Here is a 20,751-nt window from a genome sequence, read left to right as displayed (position 1 = left end):
GAATGCCGGTGCCGTTGAGATACATCTGAACGGCCTGCGCTTTTGTCTGAGCGCTGAATTTAGGGGCGCGATCAGTAAAGTACCGACCACACTCCTTACAGCTAAATCGCTGGTAACCCGCCTTGAGGCCGCGCTTGACCGTGGCAGTGCTAGAACAATCTGGACAATCCATCTCAAACCCTCCGGCAAATCACCCCCAAGCAATCAAACTAGAATCCCAAATGAGCAAGTTGTAAACAGTCCCCCCTTCAGGGGGAGGTTGGGTGGGGGAAACAAAAAGGGCAGCATGCCCTTCAGCACATCACCCTCTAAAGTATTGGATGAAAATTCTAGTCCGCGTGCTCGAAGAGTTACTATTTGCTTCTCGTCAGAAAGGGAGGTCCTCAACTTCTTTAATGAGGCGGTTTTGTAGAGTTTCAGCTCGGTCGAGAAGTATTCTGAAGCCGGTGGGGTCAATCCTAGAGCCTTCTGCGTACTTCAACGCTCTAGCGATATCTTCGATGACCCCGTTCACTTCTCTGAGCACAATTGTATGCTCTGCCTTGCCGAAACTTGCCTGGGCTCTCTCGAAGCTGGAAGCAATTCGCTCATACTCTAGGGACACCGGAGTGCGTGGTCGAGCTAGGGGACCGCGAGTTGAGGTAAGGTCTTCAACCATCTTTCGAATATAGTGCATTTCCGTCCGCAAAACGTCCATAGACATGGCGTCTTTTTGGCCGGTGACGTCTGGTATTTTAGCGGGTTCAGTCAGAGATAGCAGTCTGACAATGGAATTTACATTTCCGCTGTCTGAAGTCGACTTCTGTGTTTCGGTGATTGCCTCACTAAGCTTTCTTTGTGTCTCCACCACATCGTGATAACGCATCTCCTTAGAGTAATCTAAGCACCTGATCGGCCCGATATCGAATATTTTTGGCGTACCCTTTTCTTGGATGAGGACCACGGGCAGGTCGAAAGCTTGTCTTATTCCCAGTTCGAAAAGGACATTCGGATTTCGTGTGCTGAGATCACAGATTGCCACCGGTGACTCTATGGTTTTTCTCAGGATATCGAGGTGAATGAAGTTACTCGCCTGAACGTCATCGGCGCGTACTGCGGAAAAGCCTGCGACATCGCATGCAGGTTTGATTATGTCATCGTATACATGTCTGAAATGATTAGGTTCGTACCCTTCGAATTCAGATATGGGCATAATAACAACGCAATCTTTGTTCGTAGTGTTATTTTCATCCTTCTTAATTTTTTGACCTGTGGTCTTTTCCATCTTTTTTGGTAGCGCCCTAAGTGATCTATCAACTTGTTTATATGATTTGATATTTTTTTGTATTAGAGCAAGTCTCTTTTTAAATGGCTGATCGGGGTGCTCGCGCATTTCTAATGCAAACAAAAGGGCGGCGGCGACCTCCGTCACCACCACCCTCAAAACGCTTCAGCCCAAAAGAACCTCAGTCCTTCAACCGCTTCTCGCCCGCCTCAATGCGGATCGGTAGCACGTTTTCGGCTGGCGGCAGCGGGCACACAGCGAAATCGGTAAACGCACACGGCGGATTCAATGCCTTATTGAAATCCAGTACAATGCTGTTTTCGCTCACGTTTTCACCAAACACAAAGCGGCACGCGCCATAGGTACTGTCGCGGCTGGTCAGGTCGCGAATGACGAACTGCGGGCTTTCCTTGGTGCCGTGCGTTGCCAGCAACTCATAGGTCACGCCGTCCCTGTCGAACACGGCCTTATGCGTTGCCTGAACTTCGGTGGGGATCGCCTTCGAGGTCGAGATGGAGAGGTTCTTCGCCTCTTCGAGCGCCACCCACTTGGCTTCAATGCGCCAGCTTGGGTCCAGATCGAAATATTCGATCTCGCCCAACTCTTCGCCAGCCTTGGACGCGGTGTCGCGCACGCGAACAGCATTCTCGCCGTTCAGTGTTGTGACTTCAAGAAGCAGGTTCTCAGCCGTGAAGCGCGGTGGCTTATACTTGTTCAATTCGAGCTTAATCGGCGCCGAGCCATCAGCCGCGGCATAAGTCACTCCGCCGTCAGCGTCCTGTGTCAGCGTGCCGACATAAGCCGGGCCGGTCGGCAAGATAATGTCGTTATCGTCTGCCGCGCCAATTTTGACTGTGCCTTCACTCAGCCAGTCGCGCGCAATGATATTGAGCCAGCCATCTGGAGCCTGCAGCGCCTCAAGGCGGCGGATTTTCCAGGCGGCATATTCAGTTGGATAGTCAGTCATAGCTCTTCATCCTTGAACGAGAGGCGCGGCACGCTGGCGAGCAGCCGCTGCGTATAGGCATGTTGCGGATTGGCGAGAACTTCAGCAGTCTTACCCTGCTCGACGATCACGCCCTTTTCCAAAATGATAATGTGTTCGCACAGCGCTGCGACGACCGCGATGTCATGCGAAACGAAGAGTAGGGCCATATCGCGGCTCAGTGTGCGGAGCAGTTCAACAACGCGCACCTTGGTCGTCAGATCCAGCGCGCTCACGGCTTCGTCGGCAAGCAGCAGCTTGGGCTTTGCTACAATTGCGCGCGCAATAGCGGTGCGTTGACGCTGGCCGCCCGAGAACTGGTGCGGGTAGCGATTGGCACTATCGGCCTCAAGGCCAACGGCCTCCAGCGCAGCCATAACCATAGCCTTGTGGTCGCCTGCGATACGCAGCGATTTCAACGGCTCGGCAATAATGGAAAACACTTTTTGGCGCGGATCGAGCGAGGAGTAGGGGTCTTGGAACACCACCTGCGCCTGCCGACGATAATCGCGCATAAACGCCCGATTGCTCGGGTCGAGAACCTGCCCATCAAACCGAATGGTCCCGCCCTGGGGCTTGGTCAGGCCCAGCAGCAGACGGAGCAGCGTGGTTTTGCCCGAGCCGGATTCCCCCACAAGGCCAACGGTAGCGCCCGGTGCGATCTCAGTGGAGACGCCAGCCAAAATCTGCCGCTCGCTTGTATAAGCGAAGCTGACATTGTCGATGCTAACGAGGCTCATGCTTGGCCCCCGATCGCGTTGTCAAAGGCCTTCGCTGCCGCCAGCAGGCTCTTGGTGTAATCATGCTGAGGCGAACGGAATACCTCGCCCACAGCACCGGCTTCCACGGCTACCCCGTGCCGCATTACCACCACACGGTCCACCGTATTGGCGACCACCGGCAGATCGTGGCTGATAAAGAGAAGTGCCATGTTACGTTCCGCCACGAGCCGTTTGATAAGACTCATGATTTCGGCCTGCGTTGTCACGTCGAGCGCAGTCGTCGGCTCATCGGCAATGAGCAGCTCCGGCTTGCAGGCCAGAGCCATCGCAATGGCGATACGTTGGCGCTGACCGCCCGACATCTCATGCGGATATTTGCTGGCGAGCGATGCTGGCAGGTTCACTTCACGCATAAGCGCCGCGACGTCCGCATCCATCTCAATGCGCGTCAGCCGATCGCCATCGCGCTTGGCGCGGCGGGCCACCACTTCGCTGATCTGCTCGCCCACCCGCATCAGCGGATCAAGCGCCGTAAGGGGTTCTTGGAAAACAATGGCAACAGTCGTCCCGCGCAGCGGATTGAGATCGCTATCTTTAGCGCCGATGATTTGCGTGTCGTTCAGTACCACCGAACCTTCAGCCGACAGCCCCCGAGCCAATAGTCCGGTAACGGCGAGCGAAGTCAGTGATTTGCCCGACCCTGATTCCCCGATCAGCCCCAGACGTTCCCCCTTGTCGAGGGTGAAGCTCAACTCCGAAACCAGAACTTTGTTGCCCGCCTTCACGGTGAGATTTGCAACACTAAGAAGGCTCATCGTCCCTGCCTCGTCGGATCAATGACGTCGCGGAGACCGTCTGCAAGAAGATTGACGCCGATGGCCAGCGTCACCAGTGCCACACCCGGTGCGATGGCGCCCAGCGGCGCGTTGTAAACCGTGGCCTGCGCTTCCTGTAGCATTCGCCCCCACGAGGCGTTTGGCGGCGGCGCACCGAGGCCCAGATAAGAGAGCGAAGCTTCCGCGATCACCGCGAGGCCAAATTGCAGCGCAAAATTCACCGATAGCGTCGGCCAGATATTGGGGATGATGTGGACGAAGACGATTTTTAGCCAGCTCGACCCCGAGGTTCGCGCCGCCGTAATGTAGTCCATCACCAGCACGCGCTTGACGAGGATACGCGTCAGCCGCGCCACAATCGCCGAAAGCGCAATGCCCAGCGCCAGAATGGCCGAGCCCAACGACGCCGTTTCACTCGCTGCCACAACCAGCATGGCAATTAGAAGTGTCGGGAAGGCGATGAGAATATCGAGCGTGGCCGCGAGAGCATCATCAAGCCAGCGCGTTGCGAAGGCGGCGATTGTGCCCAGCGTCACACCGATTACCCCGCCAATGATCACAGCGGAAACGCCGACCTGTAGCGCGATGCGGCTACCGATCATCAATTGGGTGAACAGATCGCGACCGAGACGGTCGGTCCCTGTCCAGTGCAGCCAGCTCGCGCCTTCAAGCCGTCCGCCGGTAAAGGCATTCGGGTCGTACGGCAGCCACACCAGCGTGAGCAGGCCCACGACCACATGCAGGCCAACGAGAAAAATCCCGGCCCACAAGGTGAGTGAAAGTTTTGGTTTGGCTGGCGGGCTTAAGTCCATGGTCTGACTCATGCTTGCACCCGCGATTTTGTCCGCAGACGCGGATCGACAACACGTTGCAAAATGTCCGCAGCAAAGCCGATCAGCAGGACGAGAAGGGTAGAGATAATGAGGACACCCTGCACATTGGGGTAGTCGCGCTGTTGGATCGCCAGCAGCAGCATCGAGCCCATGCCCGGCAGGCTAAACACCTTCTCGATCACCACGGCGCCAAGAAATGTCGTCGCCAACTCAATGCCCAAAATAGAAATCACCGGCACAGCGCCATTGCGTAGACCATGCTTGAGCAGAGCTTCGGTAAAGCCTGCGCCCATAGCGCGGGCCGTCCGCAGATAGTCACTGCCCAGAACGTCCAGTGTTGCTGCTCGAACATAGCGCAACAGCGAAGCGCCCATCACCAGCCCAATGGTCACCGCCGGTAGGATCATGCCAATCGCAGCGTCAGAGAAATTAGCCCATCCCTTGAGCGGGAACCCGCCAGAGGGGAGCCAGCGCAAATTGATGGCAAACAGCGTCACCAGCAAAATCCCCACCCAGAACACCGGGATGGCAATACCCAATTGAGAAACCACCGAGATCAACCAGCCATACCATTTGTCCGCTTTCACCGCAGAGACGATGCCAAGTGGGACAGCAATCAAAATAGAAAGGACAAATCCCAGCAGCGCCAGTGGCAGCGTCACCGACATGCGGTTGCCGATTTCCTCAAGCACCGAGGCTTTGCTGACAAAGCTATTGCCGAGGTCAAAACGGATGAGGCTTTGCAGATAGCTGCCAAATTGCACGTAAAGCGACTGGTCAGAACCAACCTGCGCGCGCGCCGCTTCAATTTGTGCTGGAGTTGCTCCGACACCAAGCAGCGCATTGGCTGGGTCGCCGGGTAGCAAACGCAAAAGGACAAAGAGCACAATCGCCGCAATAAACAGCGATACCAACAAGATGAACGTGCGTCGGATCGTATAGGCGAGAATGGCCGAGAATCCCTAATTCGAAGAGAAAGCGCGACATTAGCTTCCTCGTAATGACAACGCCACCGGGCGAACCCGGTGGCGCGTATAATTCGTGTCTCTAAAGACTATAAGCGCGAGGCTTATTCAGTCTTTTCGATGCCATAGGCTGGGAACTGCGAGTTCAGGCCATTGACTGGGTAGCCGGTGACATTTGCGGCCGAAACCACGATCTGTGGGTAGAGGTAGAGCCAGTTGCTGGCTGCATCTTCCGCAATGATCTTGTTGGCTTCGGTGAGCTTAGCCACCTGTTCGGTTTCGTCGGCCGCAGCTTCCGCACCAGCAATCAGCTCAACAACCGCTGGGTTGTTGTAGCCCCAGTAGAAGTCTGGGTTGCCGTAGAACACGATATCGCGGTGATTGACGTGTTCCTGCAGGGTCGCCTGGAAATCCTTCGCTTGGTAGATCTTGGTGTACCATTCGTTGGAGGTGATGATGTTGATGTTCACCTTCACGCCGATCTTGGCATATTCCGTCTGCAGGAACTGCGCGATGATCGGATGCGGATCGTAGTCTGGGGTGTCGATGGTGAATTCAAAGCCATCTGGATAGCCAGCTTCCGCCAGCAGAGCCTTTGCGCTTTCAACGTCATAGGCATCGACGCCGGTCAGGTCTACATACCAAGGATCGGTGGGTGGGACGAACGAGCCGATCAGCGTGCCATAGTCACCCCAGATGGAGTTCAAGAGGCGCGCCTTGTCGGTTGCGCGGGCCAGAGCCTTGCGAACCTTGACGTTATCAAACGGTGCAACGCGGTCGTTGTAAGCCAGCAGCGCCTTGGTGGTCGAAGCGCCTTCGGTCACGGTGTAGGCCGGATTGTCAGCGAACTGCTGCAGCGAATCCGGGCTCTGTACCGAGGTCACAACGTCGACCGCATTGGTCAAAAGTGCGTTGTTGAGCGCAGTGGCATCCGTGAAATAGGTATAGATCACTTCAGCGTTCTTTGGCGCTTCGCCCCAATAGGCATCGTTGCGGGTCAGCGCCAGCGCCGAACCACGGCGCCATTCGCCAAGCTTGTATGGGCCAGTGCCGTCGGCTGCAGCAGTGATGTCACCAGCAGCGTCGTTGACGATCCATACATAAGAGAGATTGTACGGCAGGTTCACCGAACGTGCGGACAGGGTGATGACCACGGTCTGATCATCTGGCGCGTCGATTGCGGTGATGGTCTTGAGGCTGTTCTTACGCGAGCTCTTGGAAGCCTCTGCGGTAACGCGCTCGATCGAGTTCTTCACGTCAGCAGCGGTCAGCGGATCGCCCGAGTGGAAGGTCACACCAGACTTAAGCTTGAAGGTGTGGGTGAGACCGTCTTCGCTGACTTCGTGGCTCTCAACCAGCTTGGCGTCGACAGTGCCTGCGTCGGTCAGTTGGTACAGAGCTTCATAAACGTTGCCGTTGAAAGCTTCGTTGATGCCCTGGCCAGCGCCTGCGGTATTGTCGAGGTTCTGCGGCTCATAGAGCGAACCAATGCGGATGGACGCATCTGGGTTATAAGACTGCGCCCAAGCGGTCGTGGCGGTGGAGACGCCAGCGAGGAGAGCGGCGGTGATAAGAAGCTTTGAGACTTTCACTTTTGGAACTCTCAGTTAAAACATTGGCTGAAATTATATCCCTCTCGTTTCGGGAAAACACTATCGAGCGGGTAGAGATTTTCGCGAAACTCGTTCGCTTTTGAGAATATCTTTCTCTGCTGAGCGGGCGATTTGAAACGAGTAAATGAGGCTGGCATGAGAGTTTTGATCGTTGGTGCAGGAATCGCAGGCCTTAGCTTGGCATGGCGGTTACGCAAGCGCGGGGTAGAGGTCACGCTGTTCGATCAGGGCCCCATCCCGAACCCAATCTCATCGTCCTTCGATGAGCATAGGATCACGCGTCACACCTATACGGGAATGCCGGGGTACACCGCGCTCATGCCGCGGACTTTTGAGCTCTATGACGAACTCTGGGCCGACATTGGCGCGACCCATATCCATAAGACCCCGGCGATCTATGTCTCCCGCACTGACGCGGACATATACACCAGCACCGCCACGGCTTTGGATGCGGTGGGCATCAAGCATCGTCCGCTCACACTCACCGAGCTCGAGCAGCGTCTTCCCTTCCTCAATATGAAGGGCGCTGTCAGCGCTTATGAAGCGGATGGGGCAGGGCTCCTCTATGCAGATCGCATTGTCACCGATCTTGCGAAATGGCTCGATGCAAATGGGGCCGATCTTCGCCCCAACACGCGCGTCACCAAGGTTGATGCCATAGCGGGAACGGTCGAGGCCGACGGTCAGATCATTACCGGCGATATGGTCGTGGTCTGCGCCGGCGCCTGGATCAGCGATCTCTTGCCCGGTTATGCCAACATTGCCGAGGCCTCTCGCCAGATGGTGCTCTATCTCGAGCCGCCCGCTCAATATGCCGATGCTTGGAACAACGCGCCGGTTGTCATCGACCATCTGGACGACAAGCTCGCCTATATCCTGCCGCCCAAAGACGGTACGCGCCTCAAGATTGGTGACCACTTTTTCTCGCGCATTGGCCACGGTTCGGACAATCGCATCGCGACTGCAGAGGACTACAAGCCGGTGCAGGATGCCTTGAGTCGAGTTTTTAAGGATGCGTCCCAGTACACTGAATTAGAACGCAAAATTTGCTATTACACCGTGACCGAAGAAGAGCGGTTCCGCGTCGAACCACTCGACGCCAAAGGCTGGGTTGTCAGCGCCTGTTCCGGCCACGGTTTTAAGCTCGGGGTCATGGTGGGCGAAACCGTCTGTCGCGCCATTCTCGGGGATATTGCCGCCGAAACCGCTACGCAGATGTTGGCCGGACGCACCGTGCTCTAGCCGTCAAATCCGCGTCGTCTTTGAACTTGTGACGCATTCGATCAAATTACGTCGTTGGCAAGTAATGTTCCGCCATGTACCGTGCGTGGCGGAATAGTTGACTGATATTTTTAGAATTGTCCGAGTTGCTCGGATGTTTGCGACATTGGAGATCGAATAAATGAGGACAAAGATATTATTGGCAGGAGCGATCGCGGTGGCGTTAGCCGGTCTCGCTTATGCAGGTCCCTCGAAGGGCAACGTCTTTACACGTTGGATATCTGAGGAGCCTGAAGCCATGGTCACGGACATGTTCGATCAGAACGACGTGGACAAAAGCGGCTCGATCTCTCGTGACGAAGCGCTTGCATATTTTGAACGGCTATCAGCAGAAATTAAGTAACTGAACCATCTCGCCCTAATGGCTGGTGCTTAGCGTCGCACTATCGGGGAGTTGGTTTTTGCGCTTGAGGTGCAGGCAGTGTCTGCGCCTCTCATCTATTGCGGTGCTAGCCGGCCTTTAGCGTCCCATAAAGCGGAATGCTTCGTCGAGGATGGACCGCAGCGAAGCCTCATCGTCTCGCGCCCATTGCGACCAGCAATAATCCAGTACGGCAATTGCCGCCGTGGCCATGGCGTGAGCTTGGATGTCGGTCAGGCCCTCTTCCTCCAGTACAGCTGCAAGTCGTTCAATCTGCGGCAGGCGTGCCCGACGCAACCTAGCCCCTAGCATGGGCTGCGATTGAATAAGGCGCGTGCGTGCGCGCAATTTTTCGCTGTTCGTTTCTGCGGCCAGCACAGTGGGTTCAAATGCCCGGCGCATCCGCGCCCACAGACCGTCCTCCGTGTCCGCCGCAAATTCCCGGAACCTGCGCTCAAAGAAGTCGTCAGCCTCCAGCATCGCAGCGATGATCACTTCGTCCTTAGATCCGAAATATCGGAAGAACGTCGCTCGCGAGATGCCAACGGCCTTGGCGAGTTCGTCCGCCGTCATGCCATCATAACCATGCGCGAGGAGCACATCGAGCGCCGCTCGTGCCGTTTCGGTCCGCATGATTTCAGCGGTGCGTTCGCGCAAATTCATTTCTCACGACTCCCTATCGTGTGATACGCAGTCTCATATAGTAGACCCAATCTTAAAATTCGAGGCCTTTCGTGCGAGCCGACTCCGCTCATGTTTTTTCTTCACCCTATAGCAGCGCAAGACAAAGCCTCACCGTAGGCGTTCTTGCCTTTGCGGGCATGGGCGCGTCTTTCATGCAGACGATCCTCATTCCAATTCAGAGCAAGTTGCCTGAATTGCTCAATGCGCCGGCAGAAGACACCGCTTGGGTGATCACAGCCACTCTCTTGGCCGCCTCGGTCTCAACCCCGATTGTGGGCAAGCTTGGCGACATGTTCGGCAAGCGTACTGTCGCGCTGATCCTGATGGCTATTCTGACCCTGGGCTCGCTAGTCTGCGCCATGTCTCAAGGCCTCATACCCATGATCCTTGGCCGCACGCTTCAGGGCATGGGCATGGGTGTTATCCCTCTCGGCATTTCCCTTCTGCGCGACATTGTCGATACGCGGCGCTTGGGCAGTTCCATTGCTTTGGTCAGTGCGACGCTCGGCGTTGGCGGTGCCATCGGCTTGCCGGTCAGCGCTCTGGTGACCGAAAATCTTGATTGGCACATGCTGTTCATTTTGGCGGCGGGTCTCGCCACACTCGCCTTTGCGCTGATCTGGGCAATCGTGCCAAAGACCGGCGTCAAGAGCGGTGGACGCGTTGACGTGGTTGGTGTCATCGGTCTCGCCATTGGTCTTACTGGGCTGCTGCTTGCGATCTCCCGCGGCAACACTTGGGGCTGGGGCGCTATGCCGACCTTGCTGTGCTTTGGCGTCGGCCTTGTCGCTTTGGCGCTATGGACCATCTACGAATTGCGCATTTCCAACCCATTGGTCGACCTGCGCGTGAGCGTTAAGCCTGCCGTTCTCACTACCAATCTTGCGTCAGTGGCCATGGGCTTTGCCCTGTTCTCTTCCAGCATCGCCTTCCCACAATTGCTGCAGTTTCCTGCCGCCTTGGGCGGAATGGGGATCGATCTTCTCTCCGCCAGCCTGATGCTCATGCCTGCCGGCTTGGCCATGCTGGCCATGTCGCCGATTTCCGGTCGTATTGCCCGCAGTGTGGGTGCGCGCCCGCTTCTCGTGGCTGGCGCTTCAGTGATCGCGGTGGCCTATCTCTTCTGCGTTCTTGTGCCTCTGCAAGCCATCTACATCCCGATCGTGAATGTGGTCATCGGCATCGGCATCGGCCTTGGCTACGCAGCAATGCCCGCGCTGATAATGGATGCGGTCCCGCGCAGTGAAACCGCTGCCGCCAACGGCCTGAATACGCTCATGCGCTCGTTCGGCACCACCGTAGCCGCAGCACTGGTAGGCTCGATCCTTGCGAGCACAGCCAGTGCTGATCATAGCGCCGGGTTCCACTCCGTCTTCGTCATGGGGCTGGTCGCTGCCGTGGTATGCGCAGTCCTCGCTATGCTGATCCCGCGCAGCACAACGGCATAAGCTCGGTACAGATTCTGTTCTACGCTAAACGGCATAGACCGCTCCCATTCGGGGGCGGTCTTTTTTTGTCCCGAGAGCCGAGACTAAAATTCTGCTCGTCAAATATGTCAGATGGATCTGACCGCTTAGGCCTGCTTGATCACTGGTAGTACTCAAATTTTTCCGCGAGCGACTATTTATCGACTTGCGCAGACTGTGCGCCTCGCAGGTCCTGAAACCGGCCTCCATGCACACCCGCAATTGGCATCTTGCACGAAACTGGAATACCAGTTTGATTGTTTGAGTTTACGGCGGCTAGAATATTTCTTGGACGCCCGGTCGCTTACCCAGTCCACATTGCCTCGCAGCAGTTTTGATTATCAGGTTGTCGATGAAATTTTCTAAGTTAGCTTTTTGTGTCGCAGCCTCTGGGTTGTCACTGTCCGGCCCGGCTTTCGGCCAGCAGATACTGGGAGCGCTGGACGGTGTTGTGGATCAGCAATTGCAACGCGGCTGGTTTGCCGGCGAGCAAGACGGCTGGTTCGTTATGCGCAACGACACTCTCGAAAAATCCGAACAAACTCTGACCATCAAAGCGGGCCCGCCCAGTGCCGCGGGGCGTCGTGCTTCCGTCAATGTTTCCATCAGTTCCGACCAGCCCACTGCTGCCATCGGGATGGTGGTGCGCAACAGTGCCAACAAGGGGACCTGCGTCGCCGAGTTAACTGCGGAAGCGGCTGCCAATCTGTTTTGCGTCATCGATGGGAAATTTGAATCAGTCGCCACGGTCGCCAAAGCCGCGAAACTCGATGGCACTGACGTCATTGATTTGATCGAAACGCCCGGTCTTGCCACCTTCATCGTCAACGGCAAGCTTCTGGGTGACGTCCCAAATGCCGCCGCGTTGGGCGACGAGCTTGGGGTTATGGCCTTCGAGCGCGGCACCTTTGGCGTCGCTGAATTCATGGTGACCGATATGGAGGACAGTGCTCCTCCACTGGCTCAAGGCTCGGGTCTGCCACCACGGGGCGGCAGCGCAGGCGCGTCAGCACCCGCTGATGCCCCCGCCACAACACCGCCACCGGCGGGGAGCGACGCCAATGCCACCCGCATGGCTGAGATCATGGGGCCGCTGGCGACCTCGATCATTGGCTCCGGAAACCGTGAAGGGTGGGGCACGTTTTTCGAGAATGAGTGGTTGGTGCTGGTCAACGAAAACAAGGCAAGCTCGGAAAACTTCTTCACCATGCCTATGGGCGGCCCCGTCGCTTCCGGCGAGCGCGTCGTAAAGGTCAACGTCAACATTCGCCCCCCACAAGGCCGGACTGTCGAGGAGTTCAAACTCTCGGCGGCTGGCATTGTTGTCGAAAGCGCTACCACCAAGAACTCATGCCTTGGCGAGATCACCCTGGGTGGTGATGGCCTCGTCCTGTGCTTTGGTGAGGACGGCAAATCTACCGAGATTGGTCGCCTCCCGGGCGCTGCGAAGGTGGACGGCACTGATCTGCTGGAATGGGTTGAACAGCCCGGCGTGGGTGGCTTTTTCCTCAATGGAAAGCTCATCGCACAGGTCAATGAGCAGGCAATTCTTGGCGGTGCCGTTGGCATTTTGGCCTACGAGCGTGGCGATTTCTATTTTAGCGATTTTGCCGTGTCGACGACCAATGCTGCAGCGCCGCAAACGACGGGAACCAGCGCCGCTCCGCCCCCAACCTCATCAACAGGGGAGGGAGCTATCCCCTTCATCAACACACATGAGTCGCAATTGATCGGCGCTTATCTGGGCGTCACCAATGGCATTTTCATGCATGAATTCGGCCATGCCCTGATTGCCGAACTGCAATTGCCCTCCACCGGGCCGGAAGAAGACGCAGTCGACATTTTCTCCGCGCTGCGCGTCGTCGAGCCGACCATGTATCCCTCGGGTGATGAAAACATCGATCTGATCGGCCGCGAAGTGGCGATCTACTCGGTCCTGCCTTGGTACTATGGCGGTATGATCAATTCCCAGACCGGCGAGCAGTTGCCTTGGCAGGATGAGCACACCGGCGATTTGCGGCGCTTCCGCAATACGTTCTGCGTGATCTACGGTGGCAATCCGGGTCTTTACGAACACATCGCCGAGCAGGTCGGCATGGAAGAGCGGACGCTGTCGCGTTGCGCCGAAGAGTTCAATCGCCAAAACCGCGCTTGGCGCACAATCCTGGCGCCGCACACTCGCATTAGCACATGGCATCCAGACGGGCATTTGATGGCTGATGCCCCCGGCGCTGCTGTGAAGGTGACGTTCGAGCTGCCGACAACTCCGGTCAGCCGTTTCTTGGTCGAAACATTTGAAGATGGTTTGCGCGGTTTTGCCGAAGACCTTGCCAAGACTTACGTTCTGCCGCGTGACCTGAGTGTGACCTATCGCCAGTGCGGTGAACTCAACGCATGGTATAACCCCAGTGAGGGCAGTATCACCATGTGCTACGACCTCATTGAATATCTCATTGGCATGCTCGCTGAGGTGGAACTGGGTGGAACGCAGACTTCCTCCGCACCACCGGCTCAGGCCGACACTGTTGCCGTGACCTCAGAGATGATGGTTACCGCGGGCGCGCTCAACGAGCTGGCCGATTATGGTGTCCCTGCAACCTCCGTCCTCTTCCCCGCGCCCTATCGCGGTCCAACACCCGCTGCTCACATGCGCGCCGATGTGTTGACGACCCCCGCCATCGTCGACCTACTGACCGGCAACGACAATTGGTTGTTGGTGGATACCAGTGGCGGCACAGCAACCTTGCCCGGCGCTTTTGCAGTGGTCGATGCCGGGCGCGACGGCAGCCTTACAGATAGATTTCAGGGGCTTATCGAAGACTGGCTGACCGAGGAGACCGGCGGCGACAAATCCGTCCCGATCATTTTCTTCGGCGCAGGCATGCAGGACCGCTCCTCCTACAATGCCGCTCTGCGGGCTGGCATGGCCGGCTGGAAGGCCTATTGGTACCGTGGCGGTATCGAGGCCTGGCGCTCCAACGGTCTGCCCATGGCCGGACAAATCGACTAGCCGATGTCACTGACCCATCCTGCCTTGGCGTCGTCAAACAACGCTAGGCTTGATGGATCAGGTGACCCACCAGTGCAATCGTACCCGAATGCTCCGGGGCAGTGCGCAAACGCTGCCCCTTCTGCCGAAAGTTCGATAACAATTTCAGGAAACTGGCGACCCCTGCAGGATTCGAACCTGCGACCTACGGATTAGAAGTCCGTTGCTCTATCCAGCTGAGCTAAGGGGCCTAGCGGGCTTTGCTTTACAGCATTTTGCTGAAATTACCACACCCCACTTGCGCTCTCACGCGTCTGCCTGTGGGTGACTGGTGCTTTCCCGAACAATGAGCTCCGAGTTCAACACAATACGCAGCTGTCCGCGCTTGGTGTAGCCGTCTTCCAGCATGTCGATCAGCGTTTCTGCGGCCATCCGGCCCAGCGTTTGCCGTGGCTGTCTTATCGTCGTCAGGGCAGGGGTATAGTGCGCCGCCACGTCGAGATCGTCATAGCCGATAATGGAAATATCGCGCGGGCAGAGGATGCCGTGTCGACGCAAGCCGGACATGAACCCGATCGCCGATTCGTCATTGGCTGCGAACACGGCCGTCGGGCGCTCAGACAGCGAAGCAAAGCGTGATGCCGCGCCGAACCCGCTGTCCATTTCAAAATTGCCGCGCAGCAGCCACTCTGGCGACACTGGCAGATCTGCACGCTTCATCGCTGCCAGAAATCCCTTGAGCCGCTCCTTGGCGACAACATTGCTCTCAGGTCCGAGCAGGTGCCCAATCCGTTTGTGGCCAAGATCGATTAAATGCTGGGTGGCGCGGTCAGCAGACTGCGCATTGTCGGTGAGCACCGTGTGGAACCCTGCGTTCATGATCTCCTCGCAGGCGACCACAAGGGGAATTGCATGCGGTTCTGAGGTCAGAATTTGCAGAGTCCGCGCGTCGAGCGACCCATCCAACAGCAAAAGGCCGTCGGCGCGATTGGAAAGCAAATAGCTTTGCAATTGCATAGCACTCTCGGCGCCGATGTAGAGATTGGCAATTAAAACGCCGTATCCGCGGGCCGTGGCCTCGCGCTCAATTGCATCCAGAATAGACGAGAAGAAGCCGTTTCTGATATCCGGAAGTGCAACTAATATAGTCTTGGTAGTCCTTTGCCGCAGCGAGCGGGCCGCTAAATTGAGGGTGTAACCGGTTACATGGATCGCATCAGCAACTTTTGCACGCGTGGTCTCACTCACCCGATCTGGGTGAGATAAAGCGCGGCTCACAGTGGCAGTCGATACTTGCGCTGCTAGGGCAACATCTTGAATTGTAGGTGTTTTTCTATGCTCAGACACGTCTGGCAGCTCCCCTCTGTGCTGACAGCTTATGCAATCGATGTAAAACACTCTTGACAGCAGCGCAAGGCGTGTATGAAACTCCTGAAATCGATTGCAATGCCATTTTAGGGGGCACATGCAATCGATTACACACCGATGCGGCTCCTGTTCTGGGAAGAGGAGGGTTGCATCAGGTGCATCACTGGGGCGGTGGCGCCCCGTGTCTCGGGAGGACAATCTCATGAAGAAGTTCGCAGTGGTTGCCGCTATGGCAACCGCTTTCCTCGGCTCGACTGCTGCTTACGCTGTTGATCTTGAAGTCACCCACTGGTGGACTTCCGCTGGTGAAGCGGCAGCGGTCTCCGAATTCGCCAAGATTTTTGAAGCTGAAACCGGCAACAAGTGGGTCGATAGCGCCCTTGCTGGTTCGGGCACTGGCGCAAACCCAGTCATCATTTCCCGCATCATCGGTGGCAACCCAATGGGCGCGACCATGATGAACACCGGCCGTGACGCTGAAGAGCTGATCCAGGCTGGCCTGATGCGCGACCTGACCGACATCGTCGCCGACATGGACATCGAAAGCTTCTATGTCGATCCGACCCAGCTTGAGCCATGCAAGTACGAAGGCGGTCTCTACTGCCTGCCAGTCAACATCCACTCGTGGGATTGGCTCTGGCTCTCCACCAAGGCTTACGAAAAGATTGGTCAGCCAGTTCCAACCAACTGGGACGAATACGTAGCGTCCTGGCCTGCTCTGCAGGAAGCCGGCATTCTGCCATTCGGTCTCGCAACCGGCTGGCCGATCAACGGCGTACCAGGCGTTCTGATGGCTGGTATCGGTGGTGCTGATCTGGTTCTCAAGATCAACCGCGACAAGGACCCAGAAGCTGTGCGTTCGCCAGAGTTCCGCAAGGTTGCGGAAGCTATGGACTCGCTCCGTAAGGTCACTGCACCAGAAACCATGGTTCCGTCCTTCGGCGACGTTGGCAATCAGCTCCTCGCTGGTGAAGCTGCTGGTAACATCCACGGTGACTGGCTCGCTGGCGACCTGCAGATCGCAGGCGGCGTACCAGGCGTAGACTATGAATGCCTTCCAGGCCTCGGCCTTGGCACTCAGCTCACCGGCGGTGGCGACAGCTTCTACTTCCCTAAGCTCCCAGAAGGCACTTCTCAGGAAGTTCTTGATGCACAGGCAGATCTTGCTCGCCTGCTCATCTCTCCAGAAGCTCAGCTGAAGTTCAACATGGTCAAGGGCTCCATGCCGATCCGTACCGACATCGACCTGTCGGGCGCGAATGCTTGCATGAAGAAGGCCATCGACCTGCTCGGCAATGGCCTGCTGCCATCGGGTGACTTCTCGCTCTCGAGCGATACCCAGCAGCAGCTGCAGGATCTCGATCTCGAGTTCTTCGCCGATGAAAACATCACTGTTGATGACTACATCGAGCGCCGTGCCGAAATCGTCGCTCAGGCTGACTAATCCTGCCTGAGTTGAATGAGGACTAGTTCTCATTCCTGAAAGCGGTGGTCGATCTCCGGATTGGAGGTCGACCATCTTCTCAATGGAGAGAAAAATGGCGGACATAGCCGTTCAAACGGCGGAGGAGGGTCGCGACGTCGCTCGACCTGGTCTCCTGCAAAAAACCTTCCGGAAAAACCTGCCCGCCAAAATAGCGGCGCTGCCCATGATCGCGACAGTTCTCGTCGTCTTCGTCGGGTGCACGATCTGGACCATCTATTATTCTTTTACCAACTCGAAGCTCCTGCCGACTGGCAAGTTCGTTGGCTTCGACCAGTATGATCGCCTGTTTGCGACCAGCCGTTGGAACATCTCGGTCACCAATCTGATGACCTATGGCGCCATGAGCCTGGTGCTGACGCTGGTACTGGGTTTCCTCTTGGCAGTTTTGATGGACCAGAAGATCCGCTTTGAAAGCGCCTTCCGCACCATCATGCTCTATCCTTTCGCTTTGTCGTTCATCGTTACTGGCCTTGTTTGGCAGTGGATCATGAACCCCACTCTCGGCCTTCAGGGCGCGATGCGCGATCTGGGCTGGGCTAACTTTACCTTCGATTGGATTTCCAATCCGCGCATGGTGCTGTTTGCGTTGCTGATCGCCGGCCTATGGCAGGGCGTTGGCTTCTGCATGGTTCTCATGCTTGCCGGTCTGCGCGGCGTTGATGAAGAAATCTGGAAGGCCGCGCGCGTCGATGGCATTCCGACCTGGCGCACTTATATCTCGATCGTTTTGCCAATGATGCGTGGCGTTCTCGTCACCGCTGTGGTGCTGATCGGCTCCGGCATCGTGCGCCTTTACGATTTGGTCGTTGCGCTCACCAATGGCGGCCCCGGTATTTCGTCCGAAGTGCCAGCCAAATACGTCGTTAACTACATGTTCTCTGGCGGCAATATCGGCCAGGCGATGGCCGCAGCCACCATGATGCTGATTTCCGTCATGATCATCATGATCCCGTGGGCCTATCTGGAATTCGGCGGGAAGGGCAAACGCACATGAGTACCACTGCAACCATGACTGGCGCTGCGCCTGTTTCGTCGACCGAACCGCGCGGCCCCAAGCCAAAGCCCTTCTTCACCCCGAAGAAGATCATGCTCTACACGACGCTGGTTTTCTTCGCGCTTTACTTCCTGTTCCCGCTCTATGTGATGGTCTCGACCTCGTTCAAGACCATGCCGGAAATCCGCTTCGGGTCGATCTTCGCACTGCCCAATCAGATCAATTTTGATGCTTGGGTCAGTGCTTGGACCAGTGCTTGTACGGGTCTGACCTGTAATGGCCTGTCCCCGGGGTTCTGGAACTCGGTCAAGATCACCGTTCCCTCCACGATCGTCTCGATCTTCATCGCCGCGATTAACGGCTATGCTCTGGTCAACTGGCGCTTCAAGGGCTCGGAAATCTTCTTTTCGATCCTCATCTTCGGCTCGTTCATCCCCTATCAGGTGATGCTCTATCCGCTCGTGATGATCACCCGTGAACTGGGCATTTTCGGCAAGCTCGAAGCCGTCATTCTGATCCACACCATCTTCGGCATGCCGATACTGACGCTGCTGTTCCGCAACTACTTCGCTTCCTTGCCACAAGAGCTGTTCAAGGCTGCGCGTGTCGACGGGGCAGGGTTCTGGCGCATCTTCTTTGAAATCATGCTGCCAATGTCGCTGCCAATCTTCGTGGTTGCGCTCATCCTGCAGATCACCGGCATCTGGAACGACTTCCTCTTCGGCGCTGTCTTCGCAGGCACGCATAACCAGCCGATGACCGTTCAGCTGAACAATATCGTCAACTCCGCCCAAGGTACGCCTGAGTACAACGTCAACATGGCGGCTACCGTACTCACCGGCCTCGTGCCTTTGATCGTCTACTTTGTCTCCGGCAAGCTGTTTGTCCGCGGTGTCGCCGCTGGCGCCGTGAAGGGATAACGACCATGCAATCAAGCGTTTCCATTAAAGACCTGTCCCTCAACTTCGGCTCCGTCAAGGTTCTCGAAAACCTCAACCTCGACATCGCGCAGGGCGAGTTCATCGTTCTCCTGGGCCCATCGGGTTGTGGCAAGTCGACCTTGCTCAACTGCATCGCGGGCTTGCTCGAAGTTTCTGACGGCCAGATCTTCATCAACGGCAAGAACGTCACTTGGGAAGAGCCCAAGGATCGTGGCATCGGCATGGTGTTCCAGTCGTATGCGCTCTATCCGCAGATGTCCGTCGAGAAGAACCTCTCGTTTGGTCTTCGCGTTGCCGGCATGGCAAAGGAAGAGATCGACAAGCGCGTCAAGCGTGCTGCCGAAATCCTACAGATCGAGCCACTTCTCCACCGTAAGCCAGCGAACCTCTCCGGTGGTCAGCGCCAGCGCGTCGCCATTGGCCGTGCACTGGTACGTGACGTGGACGTCTTCCTCTTTGACGAACCACTCTCCAACCTTGACGCCAAGCTGCGCTCGGACCTGCGTGTTGAGATCAAGCGCCTTCACCAGCGCCTGAAGAACACCATGATTTACGTGACCCACGATCAGATCGAGGCGCTCACGCTCGCTGACCGCATTGCCATCATGAAGAATGGTGTCATTCAGCAGCTTGCTGATCCGCACACCATCTACAACAAGCCGGTCAATCTCTACGTCGCGGGTTTCGTCGGCTCGCCGTCGATGAACTTCCTCAACGGAACGCTGGATGGCGCCACTTTCACCGCTGAAGATGGCACCAAAATTCCGGTCGGCACGTATGATTTCGTCAAGCCCGTAACAGGCGCAACCAAGGCTGTTCTCGGCGTTCGCCCAGAACACATCTTCCTTGGCGACGCGGCGCAGGGTTCGCCCTTCACCACACAGGCGGAAATCGAAATCGTTGAGCCTATGGGTTCGGAAACTCTGGCCTGGACCAAGGTCGCTGGTATTTCGGTGACCTTCCGGTGCTCGAGCGACATCGATCTGAACGTCGGCGACAAGGTTACTCTTGGCTTTGATATCGCCCGCGGCTCGCTGTTCAACGCACAGACTGAGAACCGCCTCTAAGATTTAGCAACGGCGTCCTACGGGGCGCCGTTCTTTACCTCCAGTATTACTTTCGCGGTGGTCATTCTGCCCAATGAGACAGACGCAGCGGAACAGGCGACTTAGCCTCACCGTCACCGCATGAACCGTATGAATAGAGACCCTAATGACTCAATTGTCATTCCAGCTGTATAGCGCGCGCAACTATCCATCCTTGCCAGAATTTCTTTCCAAGCTTTCGTCACTTGGCTACACGCAGGTCGAAGGCTACGGCGGTCTCTATGAAGATCCTGCAAGCTTTGCTGCGCACCTCAAAAACAATGGCTTGTCCATGCCGACCGGCCACTTCGGCCTCGATCAGCTCAAGGATACGGCTACCGCGCTCAAGACCGCCGAAATCATCGGCGTAAAGCGCATCTACTGCCCGTTCATCATGCCGGACCAGCGCTCGGAAGATGAGAGCAAGTGGCTCGAATTGGCCGAAACGCTTGCCGAGCTCGGCGAAGTTTACACCAAGGCTGGCTACGGCTTTGGCTGGCACAACCACGATTTTGAATTCCATCCAACGACCTCCGGCCGTACCCCGATGGAGATCATCCTCGAAACCGCTCCGAACATCGAATGGGAATGCGACGTCGCCTGGGTGATCCGCGGCAAGACCGATCCTGTCGCTTGGTTCGATAAGTATGGCGACCGCATCACCGCCGTCCACGTCAAGGACATCGCTCCAGCGGGCGAAAAGACCGACGAAGATGGTTGGGCTGATGTTGGCACTGGCGTTGTCGGCTGGGAAGAGCTGATCAAGAAGGTCGAGGCTAAGACCAAGGCCCAGTATTTCGTTGCCGAACACGACAAGCCATCCGACCCGGTGCGCTTTGCCACCCAGTCGATCGCAAACGCTAAGAACTGGAAGTAAT

Annotated in this window: 18 protein-coding genes and 1 tRNA gene; 9 read left to right on the top strand and 10 right to left on the bottom strand. The window is 56.7% G+C overall.

What is annotated here, in order from left to right; all coding sequences use genetic code 11:
* Positions 1 to 367: 367 nt before the first annotated feature.
* From HKD40_RS02715 to HKD40_RS02685, 7 genes are all read right to left on the bottom strand, one after another.
* Positions 368 to 1,411, bottom strand: a complete 1,044-nt coding sequence (locus HKD40_RS02715; protein ID WP_169194160.1) for a hypothetical protein — start codon at positions 1,409 to 1,411, stop codon at positions 368 to 370.
* A gap of 34 nt (positions 1,412 to 1,445) precedes the next feature.
* Positions 1,446 to 2,231, bottom strand: a complete 786-nt coding sequence (locus HKD40_RS02710) for a DUF1684 domain-containing protein (RefSeq protein WP_169194159.1) — start codon at positions 2,229 to 2,231, stop codon at positions 1,446 to 1,448.
* On the bottom strand, positions 2,228 to 2,989 hold the full coding sequence (locus tag HKD40_RS02705; protein WP_169194158.1) for an ATP-binding cassette domain-containing protein: 762 nt from the start codon (positions 2,987 to 2,989) through the stop codon (positions 2,228 to 2,230). The genes HKD40_RS02710 and HKD40_RS02705 overlap by 4 nt, the downstream gene beginning before the upstream one ends.
* The gene (locus HKD40_RS02700) at positions 2,986 to 3,786 is read right to left on the bottom strand and encodes an ABC transporter ATP-binding protein (protein ID WP_169194157.1); all 801 of its coding nucleotides are present in this window, start codon (positions 3,784 to 3,786) and stop codon (positions 2,986 to 2,988) included. Before HKD40_RS02700 ends, HKD40_RS02705 begins: the two co-directional genes overlap by 4 nt.
* Entirely contained in the window at positions 3,783 to 4,631 is an 849-nt protein-coding gene (locus HKD40_RS02695) for an ABC transporter permease (RefSeq protein WP_169194156.1), read from the bottom strand. The genes HKD40_RS02700 and HKD40_RS02695 overlap by 4 nt, the downstream gene beginning before the upstream one ends.
* Positions 4,628 to 5,575, bottom strand: coding sequence for an ABC transporter permease (locus tag HKD40_RS02690; RefSeq protein ID WP_282567630.1), 948 nt, complete (start codon positions 5,573 to 5,575; stop codon positions 4,628 to 4,630). The genes HKD40_RS02695 and HKD40_RS02690 overlap by 4 nt, the downstream gene beginning before the upstream one ends.
* 134 nt (positions 5,576 to 5,709) lie before the next feature.
* Positions 5,710 to 7,176, bottom strand: coding sequence for an ABC transporter substrate-binding protein (locus HKD40_RS02685; RefSeq protein ID WP_248306597.1), 1,467 nt, complete (start codon positions 7,174 to 7,176; stop codon positions 5,710 to 5,712).
* A 177-nt stretch (positions 7,177 to 7,353) separates the two neighbouring features.
* On the opposite strand from HKD40_RS02685, the gene HKD40_RS02680 reads away from it, so the two are divergent.
* Together HKD40_RS02680 and HKD40_RS02675 are read left to right on the top strand one after the other, a co-directional pair.
* Positions 7,354 to 8,460: an FAD-dependent oxidoreductase gene (locus tag HKD40_RS02680; RefSeq protein ID WP_169194155.1), complete on the top strand. Its 1,107-nt coding sequence runs from the start codon at positions 7,354 to 7,356 to the stop codon at positions 8,458 to 8,460.
* Between the two features lie 160 nt (positions 8,461 to 8,620).
* A complete protein-coding gene (locus HKD40_RS02675) occupies positions 8,621 to 8,842 on the top strand; it encodes a hypothetical protein (protein WP_169194154.1) in 222 nt (73 codons plus the stop codon).
* A 117-nt stretch (positions 8,843 to 8,959) separates the two neighbouring features.
* On the opposite strand, the gene HKD40_RS02670 is transcribed toward HKD40_RS02675, so the two are convergent.
* On the bottom strand, positions 8,960 to 9,523 hold the full coding sequence (locus HKD40_RS02670; RefSeq protein WP_169194153.1) for a TetR family transcriptional regulator: 564 nt from the start codon (positions 9,521 to 9,523) through the stop codon (positions 8,960 to 8,962).
* 71 nt (positions 9,524 to 9,594) lie between these two features.
* On the opposite strand from HKD40_RS02670, the gene HKD40_RS02665 reads away from it, so the two are divergent.
* Positions 9,595 to 10,992 (top strand): MFS transporter, encoded by a 1,398-nt coding sequence (locus HKD40_RS02665; protein WP_349236782.1) that lies wholly within the window; start codon positions 9,595 to 9,597, stop codon positions 10,990 to 10,992.
* 412 nt (positions 10,993 to 11,404) lie between these two features.
* Entirely contained in the window at positions 11,405 to 14,020 is a 2,616-nt protein-coding gene (locus HKD40_RS02660; RefSeq protein ID WP_169194152.1) for a DUF4344 domain-containing metallopeptidase, read from the top strand.
* 153 nt (positions 14,021 to 14,173) lie between these two features.
* Here HKD40_RS02660 and HKD40_RS02655 read toward each other — a convergent pair.
* A tRNA-Arg gene (locus HKD40_RS02655) sits at positions 14,174 to 14,250 on the bottom strand.
* Between the two features lie 55 nt (positions 14,251 to 14,305).
* The gene (locus HKD40_RS02650; protein WP_169194151.1) at positions 14,306 to 15,346 is read right to left on the bottom strand and encodes a LacI family DNA-binding transcriptional regulator; all 1,041 of its coding nucleotides are present in this window, start codon (positions 15,344 to 15,346) and stop codon (positions 14,306 to 14,308) included.
* Between the two features lie 223 nt (positions 15,347 to 15,569).
* Here HKD40_RS02650 and HKD40_RS02645 point away from each other — a divergent pair, with 223 nt between their 5' ends.
* From HKD40_RS02645 to HKD40_RS02625, 5 genes are all read left to right on the top strand, one after another.
* Positions 15,570 to 16,811: an ABC transporter substrate-binding protein gene (locus HKD40_RS02645; protein WP_169194150.1), complete on the top strand. Its 1,242-nt coding sequence runs from the start codon at positions 15,570 to 15,572 to the stop codon at positions 16,809 to 16,811.
* A gap of 94 nt (positions 16,812 to 16,905) precedes the next feature.
* Positions 16,906 to 17,847, top strand: coding sequence for a sugar ABC transporter permease (locus HKD40_RS02640; RefSeq protein WP_169194149.1), 942 nt, complete (start codon positions 16,906 to 16,908; stop codon positions 17,845 to 17,847).
* Positions 17,844 to 18,767, top strand: coding sequence for a carbohydrate ABC transporter permease (locus HKD40_RS02635; protein ID WP_169194148.1), 924 nt, complete (start codon positions 17,844 to 17,846; stop codon positions 18,765 to 18,767). Before HKD40_RS02640 ends, HKD40_RS02635 begins: the two co-directional genes overlap by 4 nt.
* A 5-nt stretch (positions 18,768 to 18,772) precedes the next feature.
* Complete coding sequence (locus HKD40_RS02630) at positions 18,773 to 19,855, top strand: ABC transporter ATP-binding protein (protein ID WP_169194147.1); 1,083 nt, start codon at positions 18,773 to 18,775, stop codon at positions 19,853 to 19,855.
* A 145-nt stretch (positions 19,856 to 20,000) separates the two neighbouring features.
* Positions 20,001 to 20,750 carry a sugar phosphate isomerase/epimerase gene (locus HKD40_RS02625; RefSeq protein WP_169194146.1) on the top strand — a complete coding sequence of 250 codons (750 nt, stop codon included), beginning with the start codon at positions 20,001 to 20,003 and terminating at the stop codon, positions 20,748 to 20,750.
* Position 20,751: the final 1 nt, after the last annotated feature.

The sequence above is a fragment of the Devosia sp. MC1541 genome, from assembly GCF_012847305.1.
Classification (GTDB): domain Bacteria; phylum Pseudomonadota; class Alphaproteobacteria; order Rhizobiales; family Devosiaceae; genus Devosia.
Note: the sequence above shows the minus strand (reverse complement) of the source record. Positions and strands in the feature narration are given on the sequence as shown.